The sequence below is a fragment of the Micromonospora sp. bgisy143 genome (assembly GCF_057708145.1).
On sequence record NZ_JBYIRN010000006.1, the window covers coordinates 35,081 to 58,689 of the forward strand.

A 23,609-nucleotide genomic window follows, 5' to 3' on the forward strand; every position below is an offset into this window, starting at 1 on the left:
ACCACGGCCACCGGCGCTGCGTGGGTCAGCGCATCTTCTGCTGCGCGTCGGTCAGCTTCGCCTTCACCGACTCCTCGGTGACCGGCTTGCCGCTCGCCGCGTCGGCGAACAACTCCTTCATCGCGGTGCCGACCAGGGTCTCGAAGGTGCTCTCGTCGGGCACCTGCGGCAGCGGGGCGGCGGTGGTGACAAGCGTCTCCTGGATGCTCTTCTGCTCCGGGGCGCTGAACGCCGGGTCGGTGGCGGCGGTCTTGACCGCCGGCAGCGAGCCGTACGTCTTGTTGAGGATCGTCTGCTCCTCGTCGCTGGTCATGAACTTGACGAAGCTCAGCGCGCCGTCCTTGTTCTTGGTGTGCTTGAAGACCGCCATGTTGATGCCGGCCACCATGCTGTTGACCTTCTTGCCGCCGGCCGGCGGGTTCGCCAGGAACGGCACCGGGGCCACGCCGTACGCGTCGGCCGGCATGTTCTGCGACTTGAGGTTCGAGCCGGCGGACTGCCAGAGCAGCATCGCGGCCTTGCCGTTGGCGAAGTCCGAGACCGACTGGTTCTGCGCGTACTCGGCGTTGCTCGGGTTGGTGATCTTGTCGGCGGCCATGAAGTCGATGTAGCGCTTGATGGCCGAGACGTTCTGCGGGGTGTCGAAGGTCGGCTTGCCGGCCGAGTCGAACCACTCACCGCCGTACTGCTGGCTGAAGGTGAAGGCGTGGTGGGCGTTCTCCGACGGGTTCGCCCCCTCGATGGCCAGGCCCCACTTGCCGCCGGTGCTGAGCTTCTTGCCGTACTCGGCGACCTGCTCCCAGGTCGTCGGCGGCGCGGTGATCCCCGCGTCGGCGAACATCTTCTTGTTGTAGTAGAGGCTGTACGCCATGGAGTAGAGCGGCACGGCGGCCGGCGGCTTGCCGGGCGCACCGGCGGCCGCGAGCGCGGCGGGCACGATCCGGTCCTTGCCGCCGACGGCCTGCAGCGTGGCGTCGTCGAACTCGACCAGCGCGCCGGTGGCCTGCAGCGACGCCGACCAGGTGTTGCCGATGTTCACCACGTCCGGGCCCTTGCCCGAGGTGGCGGCGGCGAGCAGCCGGTTGAGCAGGTCCGACCAGGGGACCACCTCGACGTTGACCTTGATGCCGGTCTGCTTCTCGAACTTGTCCAGCTCGGGCTGGAGGGTGGTCTTGTCAGCCTCCAGGCTGGGGCCCTGGTTGCTGGCCCAGTAGGTGAGGGTCTTCGGCGACGAGCCGGAGTCGTCGCCGGAGCCGCCGCAGGCGGTGAGCGATGCGGCGGCCAGTACGGCGGCAGCGAATATCCCGAGGTGTCGTCTCGACACGGTCAGCCCTTCCGGTGCGTGGTGGGGGTCCGCCGACCGTCGTCGTCGATAGGGGCGAGGCGACGTCGGTCGGCTGCGGACGGGGTTTCTCCGGACGCGCCGTCGGAGGTCCTTCGGCGTTTCCCGGGAGTTACATCACGGCTTAATGAATGTCGTCATTAAAGTGGTTGGCCGGTGGGTCGTCAAGCACGGTGCGGTTACAGTCGCCACCTACGGCCGACGGGAACGAGGTGACGAGTGGAGCTGGCGCGTGCCACCAACCGGAGCGTCCGGCTGCGCAACCGGTCCGCCCTGCTGACGAAGCTCTTCCTCGATGCCCCGCTCACCCGGCAGGACCTGGTGCGCAGCACCGGGCTGAGCCAGCCGGCGGTGAGCAACGTGGTGACCGACCTGATCGACGAGGGCATCGTCGTCGAGGCCGGGGCCGCCGAGTCCGACGGCGGCCGACCCAGCATGCTGCTGCGGGTCGCCCCCCGGTACGCGTTCGTGATCGGCGTGGACGTCGGCGAGACCCGGGTCCGGGTCGAGCTGTTCGACTTCGCGATGACGCTGCTCGCCAGCGTCGAGTACCCGCTCGACCCGGCGCGTACCGAACCGGACGTGGTGGCCGGGCACGTGCTGTCCGGCATCGAGGCGGTCACCGGCCGGGCCGGCGTGGCCACCGCCGACGTGCTCGGCGTCGGCATCGGCGTCTCCGGTGTGGTCGAGCAGGGCGACGAGGCCGTCGTGCACGCCCAGGCGCTCGGTTGGGACCGGGTGCCGCTGGAACGCCTCATCGGCGCCGGCACCGACCTGCCGCTGCACATCGACAACGGCGCGAAGACCCTCGGCCAGGCCGAGATGTGGTTCGGCGCCGGCCGGGGTGCCCGGCACGCGGTGTTCGCGCTGGTCGGCTCGGGTGTGGGCGCGGCCGTGGTGACCAACGGCGCCACCTACCGGGGCGCGTCCAGCAGCGCGGGGGAGTGGGGCCACACCACCCTGGTGTACGGCGGGCGGACCTGCCGGTGCGGCGCGCGCGGCTGCCTCGAGGCGTACGTGGGCGCGGAGGCGATCATCGACCGGTACCGGGAGGCCCGTCGGGGTCGCGCCGTTCCGGGCGAGGACGAGGAGTCCCAGCTCGCCGCGCTGGTCGCCGCCGCCGACACGTCGGCCACCGCCCGGCGGGTACTTGACGACACCGCCGGCTACCTGGGCGCCGGGGTGGCCAACCTGATCAACCTGTTCAACCCGGAGCGGGTGGTCCTCGGCGGGTGGGCGGCGATGGCGCTGGGCGACCTGCTGCCGGCCGTACGCGAGGCCGCCGGCCGGCAGGCGCTGCGCCAACCGTACGAGCAGGCGTCGATCGAACTCTGCCGCCTGGGCGTCGACGCGGTGGCCCTCGGCGCGGCCACCCTCCCGATAGCCCGCTTCCTGACGGCCGGCGGCGTCCGCCCCTCCTGACCCCACCCCCTGTGGTGCGGTGATCAAGAGGTTCGCGTCATCCCAGACGCGGTTCCTGACGCCAACCTCTTGATCACCGGGGGTCAGCGCGGGGTCGGCGCGGGGTCGCCGCGGGGTCGGCGCGGGGTCGACGCGCGGTGGGCGCCGGGGTGAGGCCCGGTGGGCGCGCGGCCGGGGACGGTGGGGGAGGGGGCGGAATTACACAAAATCTGATCCTCGGGATAAATAACGAAGTTATAGATCGATGTCTTGACGCCGCCGCAATCTCGCCGCAACACTCCTACGAGAGCGCTCTCCTCCCCGCGGCGTCGCATCGGCGGCACCACCCACGGCACCACGGGCGAAATCCGACCTCCACCCGCACGGCGTCCGTAACGCCCTATCGACAGGCGATGTCATGACATCTCGTGCTACATCCGTACGCCCGCGTCCCCGGCGGCGGACCGTTCGGCACCTCCTCACCGGAGTCGCGGTGGCCCTGGTGGCGGCCCTGACCCCGGCGGTGGCCACGGCACCCGCGCAGGCCGCCCCCACCCTGCTCTCGCAGGGTCGCCCGGCCACGGCCTCGTCGACCGAGAACGCCGGCACTCCCGCCTCGGCCGCGGTCGACGGCAACACCGGCACCCGCTGGGCCAGCGCCTTCAGCGACCCGCAGTGGCTCCAGGTCGACCTCGGCGCGCGGGCCACCATCAGCCAGGTCAACCTGCTCTGGGAGGGCGCCTACGGCCGCGCCTTCCAGATCCAGACCTCCGACGACGCCGCCACCTGGACGACGATCTACTCGACCACCACCGGCGCGGGCGGCACGCAGAACCTCACCGTCACCGGCGCCGGCCGGTACGTGCGGATGTACGGCACCGCCCGGGGCACCGCCTACGGCTACTCCCTGTGGGAGTTCCAGGTCTACGGCGAGACCGGCGGCGACACGTCCACCTGCGGCAGCGCCAACGTGGCGCAGGGCAGCCCGGCGACCGCCTCGTCCACCGAGAACGCCGGCACCCCCGCGTCCGCGGCCGTCGACGGCAACACCGGCACCCGCTGGGCCAGCGCCGCCAGCGATCCGCAGTGGCTGCGCGTCGACCTGGGCAGCAGCCGTACGATCTGCCGCGTCACGTTGACCTGGGAGGCCGCGTACGCCCGGGCCTTCCAGCTCCAGACCTCGGCCGACGGTTCCACCTGGACCACCATCTACTCCACCACCACGGCCACCGGTGGCACGCAGAGCCTCACCGTCACCGGCACCGGACGCTACCTGCGCGTGTACGGCACCGCGCGGGGCACCGCCTACGGCTACTCGCTCTGGGAGGTGGCGGTCAACACCACCGGCGGCGGCACCAGCGAGCCTCCGGTCAGCACGACCGACCCGTACAACCCCAACCTCGGCGCGAACACGTACGTCTTCGACCCGAGCACCCCGACGTCGACCATCCAGAGTCGACTGAACACCATCTTCACGCAGCAGGAGACCAACCAGTTCGGCGCGCAGCGCTACGCCGTGCTGTTCAAGCCGGGCACCTATACCGCCGACGTCAACCTCGGCTTCTTCACCCAGGTCGCCGGCCTCGGCATGAGCCCGGACGACGTCAACCTCAACGGCCACGTCCGGGCCGAGGCGACCTGGTTCGGCGGCAACGCCACGCAGAACTTCTGGCGGGCCGCGGAGAACCTCTCGGTGACGCTGCCCTCCGGCGTCAGTGTGGAGCGCTGGGCGGTGTCGCAGGCCGCGCCGTACCGGCGGATGCACCTGCGCGGCGCGCAGAACCAGATCCAGCTCTGGAACGGCGGCGACGGCTGGTCCAGCGGCGGTCTGCTGGCCGACACCCGCATCGACGGCCTGGTCGTCTCCGGCTCGCAGCAGCAGTGGTACTCGCGCAACAGCGAGTTCGGCAACGGCTGGACCGGCTCGGTGTGGAACATGGTCTTCCAGGGCGTCAACGGCGCCCCGCCGCCGAGCTTCCCCAACCCGTCGCACACGGTCATCGCGCAGACCCCGCAGGTCCGCGAGAAGCCGTTCCTGTACGTGACGAGCGGCGGCGAGTACCGGGTCTTCGTACCCGCCCTGCGCACCAACTCCACCGGCACGAGCTGGTACAACAAGACCCCGGCCGGCTCGTCGATCTCGCTGTCGCAGTTCTTCGTGGTCCAGCCCGGCACCAGCGCGGCCACGATCAACGCCGCTCTCGCCCAGGGCAGGCACCTGCTCTTCACCCCGGGCGTGCACCACGTCACCGAGCCGATTCAGGTCAACCGGGCCGACACGGTGATCCTCGGCCTCGGCCTGGCCACCATCCAGGCCGACAACGGCAGCGTCGGCATGCGGGTCGCCGACGTGGACGGCGTCAAGGTCGCCGGCATCATGTTCGAGGCCGGCACCACCAACTCGCCGGTGCTCATGGAGGTCGGGCCGTCCGGCTCGTCCGCGAGCCACGCCGCGAACCCGACCTCGCTGCACGACGTGTTCTTCCGCATCGGCGGCCCGCACGTCGGCAAGGCCACCAACACGCTGACCGTCAACAGCGACAACGTCATCGGCGACCACATGTGGCTGTGGCGGGCCGACCACGCCGCACAGGGCGTGCCCACCGGGTGGACGCTGAACACCGCCGACACCGGGCTCACCGTCAACGGCGACGACGTCACCATGTACGGCCTCTTCGTCGAGCACTACCAGAAGTACCAGACCATCTGGAACGGCAACGGTGGGCGGACGTACTTCTACCAGAACGAACTGCCGTACGACCCGCCGAACCAGGCGGCCTGGATGAACGGGTCGACCCGCGGCTACGCCGCGTACAAGGTGGCCGACTCGGTGACCAGCCACCAGGCGTTCGGCCTCGGTAGCTACAGCTACTTCAACGTCAACCCCGCAGTGGTCGAGGAGCACAGCTTCGAGGTGCCGGTCAACCCGAACGTGCGCTTCACCAACATGGTCACCGTCTCGCTCGGTGGCGTCGGCACCATCAACCGGGTGATCAACAACGCCGGCGGCACCGCGAACGCGGCCAACCAGACGGTGTACCTGACGAACTACCCCTGACCGGGGCGTCCGCGCCTATCCGGTTGACTCATCGGACCGGGCCGGCGCGGATCGTACCCAGGGCCGAGGCCGGCCCGGTCCCGCCGAAGACCGGGCCGGCCACGGTCGTCTCCGCGTACGACAGCACCGCGGCCACCCGAAAGCGTCGGGCATATGACTCTTCGCGCGCCCGCGCCGATGATCGCGGCCAGGATGAGCTGGCATCGACGGTCCTATACTGTGCCTACCGGTCGTGGAACCCGTGAGCGGAGGCGGGCGTGCCACTCTTTTTCCTGAGTTACGCCCAAGAGGACAACCGCAACAGCCAGATCCAGGAGTTCTTCGTCGATCTCAGCGAGGCGGTGGCCGGACTGGCCGCCCTGCACTGGACCGAGGCGGGGTTCATCGACGGGCACATCCCGCTCGGCAGCACCTGGCCGGACACCCTCTCCGACGCGTTGTCCAGCAGCGCCTGCCTCGTCGCGCTCACCTCGCCGCGGTACGTCGTCAGCGACTACTGCGGTCGGGAGTTCCAGGTCTTCGTCGACCGGATCGAGGAGCACGAGCGGCAGTTCCGCATCCGCCCGCCCGCGATCGTGCCGGTGCAGTGGCTCCCGTGTGACCGGCTGCCCAAGGCGGTCGCCGGTTTCCAGTACCGCAACTTCCACACCGGCACCGCCTACGCCCAGGACGGCCTGCTCACCCTCAAGCAGCGCAAGCGGCACGAGGACGACTACAAGGACTTCGTCGACGCCCTCGCCCGGCACATCGTGCAGACCGCGCGTGACCACGCCCTGCACCGTCCGGCGCAGCGCCCGGTGCTGTCCAAGGTGACAAGTGCCTTCGGCGGGCCGTCGCGGCCGCAGGCGCACCACGGCCAGAGCGTGTCGCCGGCGGTGCAGCGCGCCACCAGTGCCCGACACGTGCACATCGTGCTGGTCGCCGGCAGCTCCGCCGAGCTGACCGGCAGCCGGCCCGGCGCCGAGGACCGCTACGGCGCGGTCTCGCGGGACTGGCGGCCGTACCGGCCCGAGCTGGAGGTGCCGATCGGCAGCTGGGCCGGGGCCATCGCCACCACCAAGAGCTACGGCTGGACGGTCGAGGACGCCGGAGAGCTGGCGGCGATCCGGGAGTGGGCGCGGGCGCACAACCAGATCGTCGTGCTGGTGGTCGACGTCTGGTCCGCCGACCTGCCGCGTTACGAGGTCAGTCTGATCACCTACGACCGCGACGTGGACTCGCCACGGTCGCCGGTACTGGTGCCGTGGACGGCCGCCGACGACGCGGCCGCCGGCGGCAACCGCAAGATGTGGGACACCCTGGCCCGGGTGCTTCCGCATCACGTGGTGCACAACAACCGCGACGTGTGGCGCACCGAGATCGCGACCTCCGCGCGCTTCCAGGAGGAACTGGAGGACGTGCTGGTGGTCGAGCAGGGCCGGATCTACCGCACGGGCACGGTCTACCAGGAGCCGACCTCCGACGGCTCCGGTCCTCGCCCGATCCTCGAAGGTCCCTAGGGGAGGCACGCCATGGCGGTGAACGAGACGGCACGCGGCCAGATCGTGACCTTCTACTCGTACAAGGGCGGCACCGGCCGCACGATGGCGCTGGCCAACGTGGCCTGGATCCTGGCCAGCCAGGGCCTGCAGGTGCTGGTCGTCGACTGGGACCTGGAGTCTCCGGGCCTGCACCGCTACTTCCATCCGTTCCTACGGGACAAGGAACTGCGTGCCACCCCCGGCGTCATCGAGATGATCTGGGATTACTCGATCGCCACGATGCAGCGCAACCGGGACGAGGACTCCCAGGAACTCCTCACCGGCCACGCCAAGATCCAACGCCGGGCGGTCTCGTTGAACTGGGACTTCAGCCACGGCGGGGTGATCGACTTCGTGGCCGCCGGGCAGCAGGACTCCGCGTACTCCCGGCTCGTGAGCACCTTCGACTGGGCCAACTTCTACGAGCGCCAGGGCGGCGCGTCGTTCATCGACGCGGTCCGGGCGCAGATGCGCGCCGAGTACGACGTGGTGCTGATCGACAGCCGTACCGGCCTCAGCGACGTGGCCGGCATCTGCACCGTCCAACTGCCCGACCTGGTGGTCAACTGCTTCACCATGTCCACCCAGAGCATCCGGGGCGCGGCGGCGGTGGCCCGTTCGATCCGCAGCCAACGTCCGGACGACCCGCCGCTGCTGCTGCCGGTGCCGATGCGCGTGGAGGACGCCGAGCTGCGCAAACTGGAGACCGGTCGGGACCTGGTACGCGCCGAGTTCGCCCCGTTCCTGGACCACCTCTCCGACGCGGCGGCCGCCCGCTACTGGAACACCATCGAGGTGCCGTACCGCACGTTCTACGCCTACGAGGAGATCCTCGCCGCCTTCGGTGACCGGCCCGAGCAGGTCGGCACCCTGCTGACCGCGTACGAGCAGCTAGCCTCGGTGATCACCGACGAGCGGGTCACCCAGCTGCACCCGATCGGCGAGACGGACCGTCGCCGCTTGCTGGCCGAGTTCGAACGGAGCCGGCTCAGCGCCGAGCAGGCCGTCCTGCTCAGCTACGCCTCTGCCGACCGGCTCTGGGCCGAGTGGATCACCGATCAGTTGGAGGACGCCGGGCTGCGGGTGGACCGCCGCGCGCTGGACGTGCCGGTGGCCGCCGCCGGGCGGGCCGAGTTCGACCGGGCCGTCAGCGGCGCGAGTCGGGTGCTGACAGTGCTCACCCGGCACTACGCCAGCACGCCCCTCGGTGCCGAGGTGTGGAAGAACGCCACCGGTCGGGACCAGCTCGGCGGCGCGGGCGTGCTGGTTCCGCTGCGGGTCGACGAATCCCGGCTCACCATGCCGTACAGCGACCACAGCCCGGTGGACCTCACCGACGTCGACCCGTCCACCGCCCGGAGCCGGCTGCTGGAGGCCGCCGGAGCGACGGTCCTGGCCGGCGGCCGTGCGGTCGGCCGGTTCCCCGGCCCGTTCCCGACGATCTCCAACGTCCGTCAGCACGGCACCCCGTTCGTCGGGCGGGCCGCCCAACTCGAAGCGCTGCGCGACCGGCTCACCACCGCGCCGGACTCGGCCATCCAGGTCGTGCACGGCCTCGGTGGCGTCGGCAAGACCCAGCTCGCCGCCGAGTACGCGCTGCGCTTCGGCCGCGACTACGACCTGGTCTGGTGGATCCCGGCGGACAGCGAGGACCGCATCCGCGGTGGCCTCGCCGACCTCGGGCAGGCGATGGGGCTGGGCACCGGCGGTGGCGCGGAGGCGGCCCGCCGGGTGCTCGACACGCTGCGCCGCGCCGGGCCCGACGAGCGCTGGCTGATCATCCTGGACAACGCCGACAAGCCCACCCACGCCACCCGCGCGCTGCTGCCGCAGGGGCCCGGCCACGTGCTGCTCACGACCCGCGACCAGAGCTGGAGCGAGTACGCCACCGCGACCGAGCTGACCGTCTTCGACCGCGCCGAGAGCGTCCAACTGCTGCGGGACCGGGTCCGCGGGCTCACCGAGGCCGAGGCCGCCCAGGTGGCCGAGAAACTCGGCGACCTGCCGCTCGCGGTCGAGCAGGGCGCGGCGTACCTGCGGGCCAGCGCCATGCAGGTGGAGAAGTACCTGAACTCGCTGGACACCCCCGGTCTGCTGCGCATCCTCGACGGCCGGCAGTCCGCCGGCTACTCCAAGGCGCTCGCCGCCACCTGGCTGTTCACCCTCGGCCAGTTGCGCGAGGAGAAGCCGGCCGCGGCCCGGCTGCTGGAGCTGTGTTCGTTCTACGCCCCGGAGCCGATCCCGGTCGCCATGCTCACCGGTGACCGCTTCGCCAGCTTCATGGCGCCGATCGACCCGACGCTCACCGACCCGATCCTGCAGGGCCTGGTCACCGCCGAGCTGGGCCGCTACGGCCTGGCCCAGGTCGACGCCGAGAACAACACGGTACGGATCCACCGGCTGGTCCAGTTGGTGATCCAGGACCAGCTCAGCGATCCCGACGAGGCCCGCCGGGAAGCCCAACTACTGCTCGCCGCCGCCAATCCCCGCGACCCCGACAAGCCGGTCAACTGGCCCGAGTACGCCGAGCTGTGGCCGCACGTACGCCCCAGCGGCCTGCACCTGTCCACTCTGGACGAAGCGCGGCAGCTCGTCGTGGACATCGTGCGCTACCTCTACCGGCGGGGCGACTACGACACCAGCCGTACCCTCGCCGAGGACGCGCTGACCGGGTGGCGCGACACCGACGAGGACGACCCCACCCGGCTGCGCATGCGCTTCCACCTGGCGAACGTGCTGCGTGCGCAGAGCCACTTCGACCGGGCGTACGAGATCGACCGGGACGTCTACGACCGGCAGCGGCGGATCTTCGGCGAGGAGCACCTCTACACCCTGATGACGGCCCGCAGCCTCGGTGCCGACCTACGCGCCCAGGGCCTGTACCACGAGGCCGAGGCGCAGGACCGGCGCACGCTGGAGTTGAGCGTACGCAGCTTCGGCGACGACAGCGGCCGTACGCTGACCGCCGAGAACAACCTCGCCGTGTCCCTGCGCCTGGTCGGTGACTTCCGTGGCGCGGCTGCCCTGGACCAGCACATCCACGAGCGGCGGCGGGACCGGTTCGGCGAGGAGGACCCGTCCACCCTGGCGTCGGCCAGCAACTACGGGCGCGGCCTGCGCGACACCGGCGAACTGTGGCGGTCGCACAGCGTGCTGCAACGCACGTACACCAGCCAGCAGAAGGTGAACGGCCCGGACCATCCGGAGACCCTGCGCACGGCGAAGGAGTTGGCACTCACGCTGCGTCAGCTCGGTCGCTTCACCGACGCGCACCGGCTGATCGAGCGGACCGTGGTCCGCTACCAGCGCACGCTCGGCGCCGAGCACGCCGACACCCTCTCGGCCGAGATGGCCCTGGCCACCACCTGGTCGGCCGTGGGTGACAACCAGACCGCCCTGCGTATGGCGCGGCGCCTGCGCGACGGCTACAAGGATGTGCTCGGCGAGTCGCACGCCATCACCCTGGCCTGCCTCAACAACCTCGGTGTGCTGCTGCGTAAGCAGGGCGACCACACGCAGGCCCGGGAGCTGTCCCAGCGGGTCCGCGACCAGTTGCTGACCAGCCTCGGCGAGCGGCATCCGCACACCCTGCTGGCCACCCTCAACCTCGCCAACGACCTGTTCGCCCTCGGCGACCCGGACAACGCGTTGCTGCTGGACACCACCGCGTACGTGGAGCTGACCCGGGCGCTGGGCGCCGAGCACCCGGACACCCTCTCGGCGTCGGTCAACCTCGCGTTGAGCCGCCAGGTGACCGAGAGCGAGGCGGACGCCGGCCGGGCGCTCTACGACGAGGCGTTCGGGCAACTCGTGCAGCTCTTCGGCGGTGACAATCCCCGGGTGGTGCAGGCCCGCCAGCGGGAACGCTCCAACGCCTACATCGAGCCGGCGCTGCTCTGAACCGCGCCACCCCCCACGCCCGCGCAGTCAAGCCCCGGCGGCGTCGCCGTCCCACCTCGACCATCTCTCGTGCGTCCTTTGCACTGCTTCACTCCACGCAACACTTCTGGGCCGCGAGTGTTGCGCCAGTTGAAGCAGAGCAAAGGACACAAGCGGGCCCCTGGCGTCGCATCCGGCGGCGGCTGGTCCCCTGGCGCATGCGCGCACGGCTGGCCCTGGCGTCGCGTCCAGGGGCGTCGGCGTCACGGTTCGCCAGCCGACCGGTCAGGCGGGCTGTGCCAGCCAGGCCGCGAGCGTGAGCGGGTCGGCGTCGGGGAGCGCGTGGCTCAGCGCTCGTACCAGCTCGGGTCGGCGGGTGAGCACCCGCGCCGCCGCAGGTTGCCCGGTGCGGTGGGCGGTCAGGGCGAGCCCCACCCAGGCGTCGACGTCGCCGGAGTCGGCGGTGAGACGCCGTCGGTACCCGGCCAACGCGTCCTCGGAGTTGCCCGCCGCGTACGCCTGGTCGCTCGGGCTCGACTGGTGCGGCCCCCCGCCGCCCAGGAGCCGGTGCCGGACGGCCGCCTCGGGGCCGCTGGCCACGGTGAGAGCGGGCCGGGCCGGTGCCGGGACGACCGTCGACGGCGCGCGGTCGAGAGCCGGCGGCACCCCGTGCCGCCACGCGTGCGCCAGCCGGGCCACCCCGTCCGGATCGGGCCGCAGGTTGGCCAGGCCCCAGCGCACCGCACCGGCGTCCGCCACGTCCCGCACGGCGGCCTCGACCGGGCCGTCGACCGGGTCACGCCAGCCGTGCAACGTGCCCGCCATGCCGGCCACGAACGACCGGCCGGCGTCGGTCAGCTCGCTCGCCCCGGCGAGCTGCCGGACCGCGCGGATGGTCTGCTCCCGCCAGTACGCGTACTCGAACGCGGCCGCGACGCCCTCGTGCCGGCGCTGCCGCCACACCTCGGCCACTCCTAGGTGGGCGTACGCGCCCTGGAGCAGCGCGCCGACCGGACGCGGGTCCAGCCGCCACGGCGCCCGGTAGCGTGCCGGCCCACCCGCATGGTGCAGCGGGACGAGGTCGAGCAGCGCGCCGAGTTTGGTGTGCTGCACCTCGTGCACGAGCAGCAGCGCGAGGGTCTGCGGGTCGGCCGGCACGGAGAGCGCGATGGCCCCCAGCGCGTCCCTGCTGGTGGCGCTCACCGGGTTACCGGAGGGCGGCGGTCGCAGCGGTACGAGCGAGCGCAGCAGACCGGCCAGCGCGTCGACGTGCGCCGGAAGGTGGTCGCGCAGCCACTGCCCGGCCCCGGCGGCGAGACGGTCCAGCCGGGCCGCGCCCGCGTCGTCCAGCCGGGGCGCGGACGGCCGGTGGTAGCAGTCGCGCCACGGGTCCTGGTCGTCGACCAGCACCCCGGCCGGGTCGAACGGCACGGTCCGCCGGGCCGGCTGCCAGTCGATCCCGCTGTCGCCCGCGTCGCGCAGCCGACCGGCGCGGGTGTCGACGCGTACCCCGTGGTCGTCCGAGCCGTCGTCGATCCGCAGCTCGCCGGCCGTGCCGTGCAGCCGGACCGGGCCGTCGGCGGGCAGGCCGGACGCCGCGCCGACGGTGGGCAGCGGCAGGACCCCGTCGGCCGGGCGGGGCAGCGTCAGCGTGAACGTCAGGCCGGCGCGGACGGCCGCCGCCGCAGCGAGCGTGGCCAGGTAGCTGGGCCCGGCGGCGCCGTCGAGCGCGGCCCGGGCCCAGCCGGTCACCGGTGGATGGGCCAGCACCGCGCCGACCGTCGCCGGGTCGGCCTGCTCGGCCCGGGTGAGCAGGTCCAGACTCTGCCGTACCAGCGGCTCGTCATGGCAGGCGCGGGCCGCGGCGACGGTCAACAGCCGGCGTCGTCCGAGCTGCCCGCCCCGCAACACCGCGATGGTGTCCGCGTCGCCGCGACCGGCGGCCAGCCCGGCGAGCTGGGGTGCCGTCAGCGGGCCGGTCATCGGTGCGCCGCCGGTACGCTCTGCCGGCGCAGCGCCGCCACGTCGGCGCTCACCCGTTCCCGGACGTGCCAGATCAGCCGGAACAGGTCCGCACAGTAGACCGACGGCTGGGCGAAACCGACGCCGTCGCGGAAGCGGTGCGCGTACAGGCCGCCGCCACAGACGTCCACCACCGGGCAGGCGCGGCAGGCCGCCGCGAGCGCCGCCATCCCGGTAGGACGCCCGGCCAGCGACGGGTGCCGCAGCGCCTCGTCGAAACTGTGCCGGAACACGTCGTAGCCGGTCCGCATCGCCGCCGCGGTGGTGGTCTTGAGCGTGTCGGTGCCCTCGATGGTGCCGTTGGTCTCGATCGTCATCACGTCCGGCTCGGCCACACCGAGCGCCTGCGTGCCGCTGCGACCGCCCAACAGCAGCGCGATCAGCGACTCGAACAGCCGGATGCCGGTCCGCCGGGGTCGCTCGGCGTACCAGCGGTCGAAGACCGCGATCAGCCAGTCCGCGTACGGGGTGGCGGGGTCGTCGGGGTGCCGCCCGGGCGGGGGAACGCTCCAGTTGCCGTGCGGCAGCAACAGGTCCAGCCGGGGCGGGTCGAACTCCCGCAGGCCCTCGTAGACGGCGATCGGGTCGTTGGCCAGGTCCACGGTGCAGAGCAGACCGGCGTAACGGGCGCGGTGCTCGGGCCGCGCCAGCAGGCGCAGCGCGGTGGCCACCTCGGCGTAGCTGCCGCGCCCGTCGGCGTGCCGGCGGTGCCGGTCGTTGGCCGTCCGGTCACCGTCCACGCTGACGCCGACGTCGATGCGGTGCGTGTGGCACAGCTCGAGCGCCGCCTCGTCGAGCAGCAGCCCGTTGGTCTGCATCGCCACGTCGAGAGTGGCGCCGGTGGGCAGCGCGGCGCGCAGCGTGCGGACCGTCCGGTCGAGCGCGGCGAGGCCGGCGAGCAGAGGCTCACCGCCGTGCAGCACCACCCGGACCCGCTCGGTGCCGTGCCGCCTCATGTGGGCGGCGAGCCGGTCGGCGACCCGGCTCACCGTGCCGGGGGCCATGATCCGGGGCCGGGACCGCCAGTCCTGGTCGGCGTGCCGGTAGACGTAGCAGTAGTCGCAGGCCAGGTTGCACCGCGAGTGGACCTTCAGCACCACCTGGCGGACGTGGGGCGCGGTCACGGCAGGGCGGTGTCGGGTGGCCGACGGCGGGGCGTCGGCCGGCACGGTCAGAAGCTCGACTCGAAGGCCGACACGTCGCCGGGCCGGCCCGGCTCACCCTCGGCGGTCAATGTGCCCAGCACGTGCGCCAGGACGCCGTCGCCGGCGCCGGCCAACAGGTCCGCCAAAGGTACGTCGCCGAGCTGCACCAGAGCGGTGCCGACAGTGCGTCCGATGGGCGGCTGGTCGTGGTCAGCCACCGTGGACCGTCCTTCGGTCGAAGGCCGGCACCTGAGTCACCGCTGCGCTCACTCCGCCTTTCTACACCATCGCACCCGACCCGCGACGGCGCGACACCGTACCCCGTACGCGCTGGCCACCGTGCCGTTACCTGGCGTACGACCGCAATCGTCCGGCGGCCCGGCGTCGGCGGGCCGATGCGGGTCCGGCCGGCCTGTCGATGTGGGCGGTCGTCGTTCGTATGGAGGATGAGGGGTCGGCGTCGGACCGACCGCCACCGCGAGGAGGAACGATGACGCGCTACCTGCTCAGCATGCACCAGCCCGACGGCGGGACACCGGAACCGGAGTTCCTGGCCCGGGTGATGCGCGAGGTCGGCGAACTGCGGGACGAACTGGTCGCGGACGGGTCGTGGGTGTTCGGTCAGGGCCTGCACGGGCCGGAGACCGCCACCGTGCTGCGCCCCCACGACGGCGACGTCCTGGTCACCGACGGGCCGTTCGTGGAGGGCAAGGAGCACCTGGGCGGCGTCACCATCATCGACGTTCCGGACCTGGACGCCGCCCTGCGCTGGGGTCGCCGCTACGCGTTGGCCACCACCCTGCCGATCGAGGTGCGCCCCTTCCGGCCCGGCGTCGAAGGCTGACCGTGCCCGACGTGGCGGCGGTGTTCCGTGCCGAGTACGGCCGCGCCGTCGCCGTGCTGGTGCGCCTGCTCGGCGACATCGACCTCGCCGAGGAGGCCGTGCAGGACGCCTTCACGATCGCGCTGCGGCGGTGGCCGACCAGCGGCCCACCACCCAGCCCGGCCGGTTGGATCATCACCACCGCCCGCAACCAGGCCATCGACCGGCTGCGTCGGGAGGCGACCCGGGCCGACCGGCACGCCCAGGCGGCCCTGCTGTACGCCCCCGACCCACCCACCGAGGAGGGGCCCGTGCGCGACGACCGGCTACGTCTGATCTTCACCTGCTGCCATCCGGCGCTCGCGCCGGCCACCCGGGTCGCGCTCACCCTGCGTCTGCTCGGTGGCCTGCGCACCGCCGAGATCGCCCGCGCGTTCCTGGTCCCGGAGGCGACGATGGCGCAGCGGCTGGTCCGGGCCAAGTCGAAGATCCGCGACGCGCGCATCCCGTACCGGGTGCCGAGCGACGCGGACCTGCCCGAGCGGCTGCACGCCGTGCTCGCGGTGCTGTACCTGATCTTCAACGAGGGGTACACGGCGAGCGGCGGCCCGCACCTGGTCCGCGCCGAGTTGTGCGTGGAGGCGATCCGGCTGGCCCGGCTGCTCGTCGAGCTGATGCCGGACGAGCCGGAGGCGCTGGGCCTGCTCGCGCTGATGCTGCTCACCGAATCCCGCCGGCCCGCCCGCACCACCGTCGACGGTGCCCTGGTGCCGCTGCCCGAGCAGGACCGGGGCCGGTGGGACGCCCGCCTGATCGCCGAGGGGCAGGCACTGGTCCGCCGCTGCCTGCGCCGCGACCGGCCGGGGCCGTACCAGATCCAGGCCGCGATCGCCGCCGTGCACAGTGCCGCGAGCAGCGCCGCCGACACCGACTGGGCGCAGATCCTCATCCTGTACGACCACCTGACGGTCGTCGCCCCGGGCCCGGTGGTGGCGCTGAACCGGGCCGTCGCGCTCGCCGAGGTGGCCGGCGCGGCGGTGGCGCTGGCCGAGGTGGACCGGCTCGACCTGCCCGGGTATCACGTGCGGCACGTGGTCCGCGCCGACCTGTTGTCCCGGCTCGGCCGCGAGGCCGAGGCCGTCGAGGCGTACCGGATGGCCGTGACGTTGACGGACAACGCGGCCGAACGGGCCTTCCTCACCGCCCGGGCGGCGGCGCTGGCCCCGGGCTGACCGGCGTTTGCCGGTGGCCCGGTCGGGAAACCGAGCCGCCCGTCGGCCCGGTGTCCGCCCGTGGCCGCAGCAGCGGATGGAGGCGGCCATGGCGTACCGACCGGCGACCGTCGACGCCGTTACCGACCTCGGCACCCTCACCCTCGGCGTCGAGGAGGAGTTCCTGCTGCTCGATCCGGACAGCGGCGGCAACCTGCCGGTCGCCGACGAGGTGCGGGCCGCGCTGCGCGGTCCGGCCCGCGACCAGAGCCGCCAGGAGTTCCGGCACAGCATGGTCGAGATGGTCACTCCGGTCTGCGCCGACATCGGCGAGCTGCGGACCCAACTGGCGGCGCTGCGGCGATCGGCCGTCGCGGCCGCCGCCGCGGCCGGTGCCCGGCTCGTCGCGGTCGGTGCGACGCCGCTGGCCGAACCGCACCGAACGGTGCCCGACGAGCCGCGCTACCACGCCATGTCCCGTCGGTACGGGCCGGTGGCACACGATCCGGCGGTCTGCGGCTGTCACGTGCACGTCGGGCTGCCGGACCGGGAACTCGCCGTGCAGGTCTGCAACCACCTGCGGGTGTGGCTGCCCGTGGTGCAGGCCCTCACCACCAACTCGCCGCTGCACGACGGGTACGACACGGGTCACGCCAGTTGGCGGTCGATGCAGTTGGAACGCTGGCCCAGCATCGGCCCCACCCCGTACTTCGACTCCGTCGCCGACTACGACCGTACGGTCGACGAGCTGATCGCCGCCGGCATCATGCTGGACGCCGCGATGGTCTACTGGTACGCCCGGCCGTCGTCGGCGTACCCGACGGTCGAGGTGCGCGTCGGCGACGTGTGCCCGACCGTGGACGACACGGTGCTGGTCGCCGCCCTGGTCCGCAGCCTGGTCGCGACGCTCGCCGACGACGTCCGCGCCGGTGTGCCCGCCCCGGGGGTACGCGACTGTCTCGTCGCCGCCGCGCACTGGCGGGCGGCCCACGACGGCCTCGACGGCGAGCTGATCGACCTGCGGGCCGGTGGTGCCCGCCCGGCCTGGGAGCTGGTTGACGACCTGATGGCGACGATCGCGCCAGCGCTGCTGCGTCACGGCGACCTCGGGTACGTGCTGGCCCAACTGGCCCGGCTGCGCCGCGACGGCACCGGCGCGACGCGGCAGCGCCGGGTACTCGACGACACCGGTGATCTGCGAGCCGTCATCGACGACCTCGCCGCCCAGACCGCCGCCGGCTGACGGACTCGCCCTCGTCGTCGCGCCGCTCGCGGTCGGCGGCGGCTCGTTCTTCTGCCGGCGGCGGTGGCTCAGCTGATGTCCTGGGTCTGTAGCCACAGCTCCAGCAGACCGAGCTGCCACAGCTTGTTGCTGCCGGCGGCGGCCTCGGCCCGGTCCGGCTCGGCGAGCAGCCGTGCGACGTACTCGGGTCGGAACAGGCCCCGCTCACGCGCCACCGGGGCCTGCAACGACTCGGCGACCAGTGCACGCACCGGACCGTCCACGTTGCGCAGCGCCGGCACCGGGAAGTACCCCTTGGGCCGGTCGATCACCTCGCCCGGCAGCACCTCCCGGGCGACCTCCTTGAGGACGCCCTTGCCGCCCTGGGCCACCTTGTGCTGCGGCGGGCAGTGCGCGGCGAGGGTGACCAGGTCCTGGTCGAGGAACGGGGTACGCACCTCCAACCCCCAGGCCATGCTCATGCTGTCCACCCGCTTGACCGGGTCGTCGGGCAGCATCAGGTGGGTGTCCAGGCGCAGCACCGCGTCCAGCGCGGTCTGCGCCCCGGGCGCGCCGAGATGCCCGGCGAGCAGGTCCCGGCTGGCGTCGTGGTCCAGCGCGTACGCCGGGCCGACGATGGCGCGCAGCTCGTCGTGGTCGCGGTCGAAGAACGCCGCCGCGAACGTCTCGGCGGCGCCGTGCCGGGGCGCGTCGACAAGCGGCTGGTGGTAGCCGTAGCCGGCGAAGACCTCGTCCGCGCCCTGCCCGGACTGGGCCACCTTCACGTGCCGCGACACCTGTTCGCAGAGCAGGTGGAAGGCGACGACGTCGTGACTGCCCATCGGCTCGGTCATGGCCTGCACGGCCCGCCGTACGGCCGGCGCCAGGTCGTCGTCGGCGAGCCGGATCCGCTGGTGGTCGGTGTCGTACGCGCGGGCCACCAGGTCGGAGTAGTGGAACTCGTCGCCGGACTCGTCGCCCCGACTGTCGAAGCCGATGCTGAACGTGCGCAGGTGCTCCTGGCCGGCCTCGGCGAGCAGCGCCACGATGAGGCTGGAGTCCAGCCCACCGGAGAGCAGCACACCGACCGGGACGTCGGCGACGAGCCGGCGGCGTACGGCCGTGCGCAGCGCGTCCCCGACGGCGGCCCGCCAGTCGGCGGCGTCCATGCCGGCGTCGGCGGGCTCCCGGACGTAGTCGGGCTGCCAGTACACCTGCTCCCGGCTGCGCCCGTCGGCCTCGACGACCCGCAGGGTGGCCGGTGGCAGCTTGCGGACGCCGCGCAGCACGGTCCGCGGCGCGGGCACGATGGAGTGCCACGACAGGTAGTGGTGCAGCGCCACCGGGTCGATGGCGGTGTCGACGTCCCCGGCGCGCAGCAGGGCGGGTAGGGTGGACGCGAACCGGAGCCGTCCGGGTGTCTCGGCGAGGTAGAGCGGTTTGATGCCGAGCCGGTCCCGGGCCAGGACGAGCCGCCGTCGGACCCGGTCGACCAGGCCGATCGCGAACATGCCGACCAGGTGGTCGACGAAGCGTTCACCCCAGTGCGCGTACGCCACCAGGATCACCTCGGTGTCGCTGGTGGAGTGAAAGGCGTAGCCGGCGTTCCGTAGCTCCTCGCGCAGCTCCGGATAGTTGTAGACGCAGCCGTTGAAGACCAGCGCCAGGCCCAGGTCGTCGCGCACCATCGGCTGGCCGCCGGCGTCGGACAGGTCGATGATGGTCAACCGGCGGTGCCCGAGCGCTATCCAGTCGTCGGAGAGCAGGCCCTCGGCGTCCGGTCCACGCGAGCGCATCGCCTCGGTCATCCGGGTGACCGCCGCCGCGTCGGGCGGCCGGCCGTCGAAGCGCGCCTCTCCGCTGATCCCGCACATCAGGCGGGGCGGTGCTGGTTCAGGGCGGACATGGCCCCTCCTGTCAGGTCTCCCCGACTGGTGGTGGCGGGGCCCTCGGTGAAAACGGGGGCGCTGGCTACCCGGGCAGCGGACCGGCAAACCCGCGGGTGAAGCCGGCGTCCGATTCAGCCGCGCAGGGTGCGCAGGATGCGGGTCAGCTCGGACCGGTCGGCGTCCGGGAGGTGCCCGAAGAAGCGGTCCGCCTCGGCACGGCGGGCGGCCCGGATGGCGGCGCTGATCCGGGTGCCCTCGGCGGTCAGCGCCACCAGGGTGGCCCGCCGGTCGGCCGGGTCGGGCCGCCGCTCGACGAGCCCTCGGGCCTGGAGGTCGTCGACGACCTCGGTGGCCGAGCGGGGTGCGATGCGCAGGTGTTCGGCGAGGGTGCCGGGGCGTACCTCGCCGTGCCGGCCGAGTACGCCGAGCGCCCGGGCCTGGCTGGGGGTGACGTCCCACGGGGCCAGCGCCTCGCGGGCCTGCCGGCGCAGACGGGACGCGACCGCCCAGAACGTCTCGGCCAGGCTCTCGTCGCCGCTCTCGGCGGTGTCCTCGGTCACCGGAATACGGTAGCAGCCGATGCTGTTGTTCCCTCATGTTGAGGTAACCTCAGCATATCCCCTTCGAAAGGAAACCCTCTTGGAACCCACCCCGATGGGCCGCGACCGCGGCCACCGCACGGTCAGCGCCGAGGAGAAGGAACAGGCCCGCCAGGTGTCCCTGGGGCGCATCGGCCGCCTCTTCACCCCCCACCGATCCGCGCTGGTCGTCGTCACCGCGATCATCGTGCTCTCCTCGATCGTCTCGATGGCCAGCCCGTTCCTGCTGCGTACGGTGATCGACCGGGCGCTCCCGCAGCGTGACGTGACCCTGCTGGTCTGGCTGGTGCTCGGCATGGTCGCCGTCGCCGCCGTGACCGCCGCGCTCGGTGTCGTCCAGACCTGGATCTCCACCCAGGTCGGGCAGCAGGTCATGCACCGGCTCCGCACCGACGTGTTCGGCCACCTCCAGCGGCAGTCGCTGGGCTTCTTCACCCGCACCCGCACCGGCGAGGTGCAGTCGCGCATCACCAACGACATCGGCGGCATGCAGTCGGTGGTCACGTCCACCGCCACCGCCGTCGCGGCCAACCTCACCACCGTGGTCGCCACCGCCGTCGCGATGGTCGCGCTCTCCTGGCAGCTCTCCCTGGTCTCGCTCGTGGTCCTTCCCCCGGCCATCTGGCTGACCCGCCGGGTCGCCCGGATGCGCCGCGAGATCACCGCCCAGCGTCAACGCGAACTCGCCGACCTCAACGTCACCGTGGAGGAAGGGCTGTCGATCAGCGGCGTCCAACTCGCCAAGACCCTCGGCACCGGCCCCGCCCTCATCGAGCGGTTCACCGCCTCCTCCGCGCGCCTGGTCGACCTGGAACTGCGCAGTGAACTGGCCGGCCGCTGGCGGATGGCCTCGATGAGCATCATCTTCGCCGCCGTACCGGCCGTCATCTACCTCGCCGCCGGCCTGCCCGGCACCGCCGGCACGCTGAGCATCGGCACCCTGGTCGCCTTCACCGCGCTCCAGGGCGGCCTGTTCCGGCCGCTGATGGGCCTGCTCAACGTGGGCGTGTCACTGACCGCGTCGCTGGCCCTGTTCGCCCGCATCTTCGAATACCTCGACCTGCCGGTCGACGTGGCCGACCCGGCCGAACCGGTCCGCCTCGACCCGACCCGGGTCCGGGGTCACCTGCGCCTCGAGGACGTCACCTTCGGCTACCCGGGCAGTGACACCGCCGCCCTCGCCGGCATCACCCTCGACGTGCCGGCCGGCACCAGCCTCGCCCTCGTCGGCGAGACCGGCTCGGGCAAGAGCACCCTGGCCGGTCTGGTCAGCCGCCTGCACGACCCGACCGCCGGCCGGGTCACCATCGACGGCGTCGACCTGCGCGACCTGCGTCTGGCCGATTTGGCCGCGATCGTCGGCGTGGTCAGCCAGGAGACGTACCTCCTGCACACCACCATCCGGGAGAACCTGCGGTACGCCCGGCCGGACGCCACCGACGCCGAGATCGAGGCCGCCGCCCGTGCCGCCCAGATCCACGACCTCATCGCCGCGCTCCCCGACGGGTACGACACGATGGTCGGCTCCCGTGGGCACCGGTTCTCCGGCGGCGAGAAGCAACGGCTCGCCATCGCCCGTACGCTGCTGCGTGACCCGCGCATCCTGGTCCTCGACGAGGCGACCAGCGCGCTGGACACCGAGACCGAACGCGCCGTGCAGCGGGCCTTCGACGTGCTCGCCCAGGGCCGTACCACGATCACCATCGCGCACCGCCTCTCCACGATCCGCGACGCCGACCAGATCGCGGTGCTGGACCACGGCCGCATCGTGGAATCGGGGACCCACGACACCCTGCTGGGCAGCAACGGCCGCTACGCGACACTGGCGGCCTGAGCTGAGGCGCACCTGACGCAGCTTTCGGGTGGGTGCCCTCCGCCAAGAGGCCGGACATATTCGCGAATGGAGGCTGACGGCCGGGACTGCAAGATTACGGACAGCGAATTGAGCGTGCGGGAACTACGGTCCCGCCATGGCATCGTCAATCTCCAGAAGTCTCAGTCCGAAAGACGGTGCCGACACGGGGAGCGACCGTGCCAGCGAGGCGTCGACGCTGCCCTCGGTGCCGAAAGACCTGGCCAGCCGAGAGCTGTGTTGCGCCATGCACCTGCGTCCGCCGCTGGCTGCGCACGTGTTGCTGCATTACAGCATCGACAACCCCAAGGCGTGGTGTCCTCCTTTCGGGGTGGACGCGGTTGCGGTGGTGCGGCACGCCCAGGCGGCCGACACTCATTGGCGAAAGCTGTACGACGCGGTCGCGATGACGCGTTATTCGTTGCTCGGTCTGCTCGCGATCGGCCTCTTCCTGCTCTGGCGCGACGGCCCGATCACCGCGATGCTCTCGCTGCCTCTGATAGCTGTCGTGTGCGGAGTCGGGTGGCGCACGACGTTCCTCAGTCTGCAGGAAACCCGCGCGTCGGCGATCGACACCATGGCGGAGGGAAAGGCTCTGGCCGCCCAGGTGCCAGGGGTCGAATCCGACCTGGAAGAGGAGCTTGCCGCCCTGCAGGACGCCAACATGATCGTCTTCGACGGAGCCGCGGGCAGCCCGTTCGTCGGCAGCGGCACCGAGATCGGCCGATGGGCCCTGCCACCCGTCGACGTCAGCCGTAGCCGGGAAGAGAGTCGAGACGATACGAAACCACCTGCGACCTTCTCCATCCGAGAGCTGCACGACGATCTGTTGAGGCTCGCTCCGTCACGGCTCGGCCTGAGCGACATCGAGGTGACCAAGCGGATCTATGTGCGGGGGGACGTGCTGCCGGATTGTGAGGGCCTGTTCCATCCCGACGAGGTACGTCCGCCCTCCCGGCTGGACCAGACCTGGGTCGATCTGGGCAGCGACGCGCCCGGGGAGCAGGCCAGGACGTACGTGTGCCTGGCCAAGAGCCTCGTCGGTGGCGAGATCGTCGTCACCCTCTTCGTCCGCTACACCCTCGAACAGGGCATTCTGTCCTGCGAGTTCGCCGCGTTCGTCCTGCCGCCCATCTACCGCGGCCCAGCGCCCGCCACCGGGTTCCACGGGCTGTTCGACGATGATCTGACCCCGTTGCACGGGCGCTCCACCACCTGGGCCCTCGCCATCGCGGCGTGGCGCACCTACGTTGCCGAGCTGTTCCTGCGCTCAGACCGGGGCATCGATCTGGACGAGGCGCACGAGGACCGGACCCGGCATCACTACGAGGCACTCAAGGAGGGTCGACGCTACGACTACGGGGCGGCGTTCAGCGCCCGGGAACTGGCGGCGACCACGAGCATCGAGAACTATTTCGAAGTCGCGGATGTGCGTGACTGTCTGTTGCGGATGCAACGAGGCGTGATCGATTGTCTGGTCGGTTTCCTGCGGGACAAGGGGATCGACACGTCCGAGCTGGTCGCCGGACGGCAGCGGATCATCAACAACATCACCAACATCGGGGAGGTGTCCGGCCGGGGGAACATCTTCGGGAACCACGGACGGGTGTCCAATGTCGACCGCGTTGACCAGTCGGATTGATCGC

The 23,609-nt window shown here is 72.0% G+C and carries 15 protein-coding genes; 9 read left to right on the plus strand and 6 right to left on the minus strand.

What is annotated here, in order from left to right; all coding sequences use genetic code 11:
• Positions 1–25: 25 nt before the first annotated feature.
• Positions 26–1,324: an ABC transporter substrate-binding protein gene (locus tag AC3EN4_RS10510; protein ID WP_422740527.1), complete on the minus strand. Its 1,299-nt coding sequence runs from the start codon at positions 1,322–1,324 to the stop codon at positions 26–28.
• 237 nt (positions 1,325–1,561) lie between these two features.
• Here AC3EN4_RS10510 and AC3EN4_RS10515 point away from each other — a divergent pair, with 237 nt between their 5' ends.
• The 4 genes from AC3EN4_RS10515 (at position 1,562) to fxsT (ending at position 11,221) form a co-directional block, all read left to right on the plus strand.
• Positions 1,562–2,764 carry an ROK family transcriptional regulator gene (locus tag AC3EN4_RS10515; protein WP_435205739.1) on the plus strand — a complete coding sequence of 401 codons (1,203 nt, stop codon included), beginning with the start codon at positions 1,562–1,564 and terminating at the stop codon, positions 2,762–2,764.
• A gap of 397 nt (positions 2,765–3,161) precedes the next feature.
• On the plus strand, positions 3,162–5,801 hold the full coding sequence (locus tag AC3EN4_RS10520; RefSeq protein ID WP_435205740.1) for a discoidin domain-containing protein: 2,640 nt from the start codon (positions 3,162–3,164) through the stop codon (positions 5,799–5,801).
• 257 nt (positions 5,802–6,058) lie between these two features.
• Positions 6,059–7,300 (plus strand): TIR-like protein FxsC, encoded by a 1,242-nt coding sequence (locus AC3EN4_RS10525; protein ID WP_435205741.1) that lies wholly within the window; start codon positions 6,059–6,061, stop codon positions 7,298–7,300.
• A 12-nt stretch (positions 7,301–7,312) separates the two neighbouring features.
• Positions 7,313–11,221 carry an FxSxx-COOH system tetratricopeptide repeat protein gene (fxsT, locus tag AC3EN4_RS10530; RefSeq protein ID WP_435205742.1) on the plus strand — a complete coding sequence of 1,303 codons (3,909 nt, stop codon included), beginning with the start codon at positions 7,313–7,315 and terminating at the stop codon, positions 11,219–11,221.
• A 264-nt stretch (positions 11,222–11,485) separates the two neighbouring features.
• Here fxsT and AC3EN4_RS10535 read toward each other — a convergent pair whose 3' ends face one another.
• Genes AC3EN4_RS10535 through fxsA form a run of 3 tightly spaced genes read right to left on the minus strand, consistent with a single transcriptional unit; the run spans position 11,486 to position 14,585 of the window.
• A complete protein-coding gene (locus tag AC3EN4_RS10535; RefSeq protein WP_435205743.1) occupies positions 11,486–13,183 on the minus strand; it encodes an aKG-HExxH-type peptide beta-hydroxylase in 1,698 nt (565 codons plus the stop codon).
• Positions 13,180–14,346, minus strand: coding sequence for an FxsB family cyclophane-forming radical SAM/SPASM peptide maturase (locus tag AC3EN4_RS10540; RefSeq protein ID WP_435205744.1), 1,167 nt, complete (start codon positions 14,344–14,346; stop codon positions 13,180–13,182). Before AC3EN4_RS10540 ends, AC3EN4_RS10535 begins: the two co-directional genes overlap by 4 nt.
• A gap of 47 nt (positions 14,347–14,393) precedes the next feature.
• Complete coding sequence (gene fxsA / locus AC3EN4_RS10545) at positions 14,394–14,585, minus strand: FxSxx-COOH cyclophane-containing RiPP peptide (protein WP_435205745.1); 192 nt, start codon at positions 14,583–14,585, stop codon at positions 14,394–14,396.
• A gap of 272 nt (positions 14,586–14,857) precedes the next feature.
• On the opposite strand from fxsA, the gene AC3EN4_RS10550 reads away from it, so the two are divergent.
• The 3 genes from AC3EN4_RS10550 to AC3EN4_RS10560 all read left to right on the plus strand — a co-directional run bounded on the left by AC3EN4_RS10550 (position 14,858) and on the right by AC3EN4_RS10560 (position 17,644).
• Complete coding sequence (locus AC3EN4_RS10550; RefSeq protein WP_435205747.1) at positions 14,858–15,211, plus strand: YciI family protein; 354 nt, start codon at positions 14,858–14,860, stop codon at positions 15,209–15,211.
• 2 nt (positions 15,212–15,213) lie between these two features.
• A complete protein-coding gene (locus AC3EN4_RS10555) occupies positions 15,214–16,422 on the plus strand; it encodes an RNA polymerase sigma factor (RefSeq protein ID WP_435205749.1) in 1,209 nt (402 codons plus the stop codon).
• A gap of 88 nt (positions 16,423–16,510) precedes the next feature.
• Positions 16,511–17,644: a carboxylate-amine ligase gene (locus AC3EN4_RS10560; protein WP_435205750.1), complete on the plus strand. Its 1,134-nt coding sequence runs from the start codon at positions 16,511–16,513 to the stop codon at positions 17,642–17,644.
• Positions 17,645–17,712: 68 nt separating this feature from the next.
• Here AC3EN4_RS10560 and AC3EN4_RS10565 read toward each other — a convergent pair whose 3' ends face one another.
• Both AC3EN4_RS10565 and AC3EN4_RS10570 read right to left on the minus strand, forming a co-directional pair.
• Positions 17,713–19,497 carry an N-acetylglutaminylglutamine amidotransferase gene (locus AC3EN4_RS10565; protein WP_435205751.1) on the minus strand — a complete coding sequence of 595 codons (1,785 nt, stop codon included), beginning with the start codon at positions 19,495–19,497 and terminating at the stop codon, positions 17,713–17,715.
• Between the two features lie 146 nt (positions 19,498–19,643).
• Positions 19,644–20,072, minus strand: coding sequence for a MarR family winged helix-turn-helix transcriptional regulator (locus AC3EN4_RS10570; RefSeq protein WP_435205752.1), 429 nt, complete (start codon positions 20,070–20,072; stop codon positions 19,644–19,646).
• Positions 20,073–20,166: 94 nt separating this feature from the next.
• On the opposite strand from AC3EN4_RS10570, the gene AC3EN4_RS10575 reads away from it, so the two are divergent.
• Complete coding sequence (locus tag AC3EN4_RS10575) at positions 20,167–21,945, plus strand: ABC transporter ATP-binding protein (protein WP_435205887.1); 1,779 nt, start codon at positions 20,167–20,169, stop codon at positions 21,943–21,945.
• Between the two features lie 136 nt (positions 21,946–22,081).
• Positions 22,082–23,605, plus strand: coding sequence for a hypothetical protein (locus tag AC3EN4_RS10580; RefSeq protein WP_435205753.1), 1,524 nt, complete (start codon positions 22,082–22,084; stop codon positions 23,603–23,605).
• Positions 23,606–23,609: the final 4 nt, after the last annotated feature.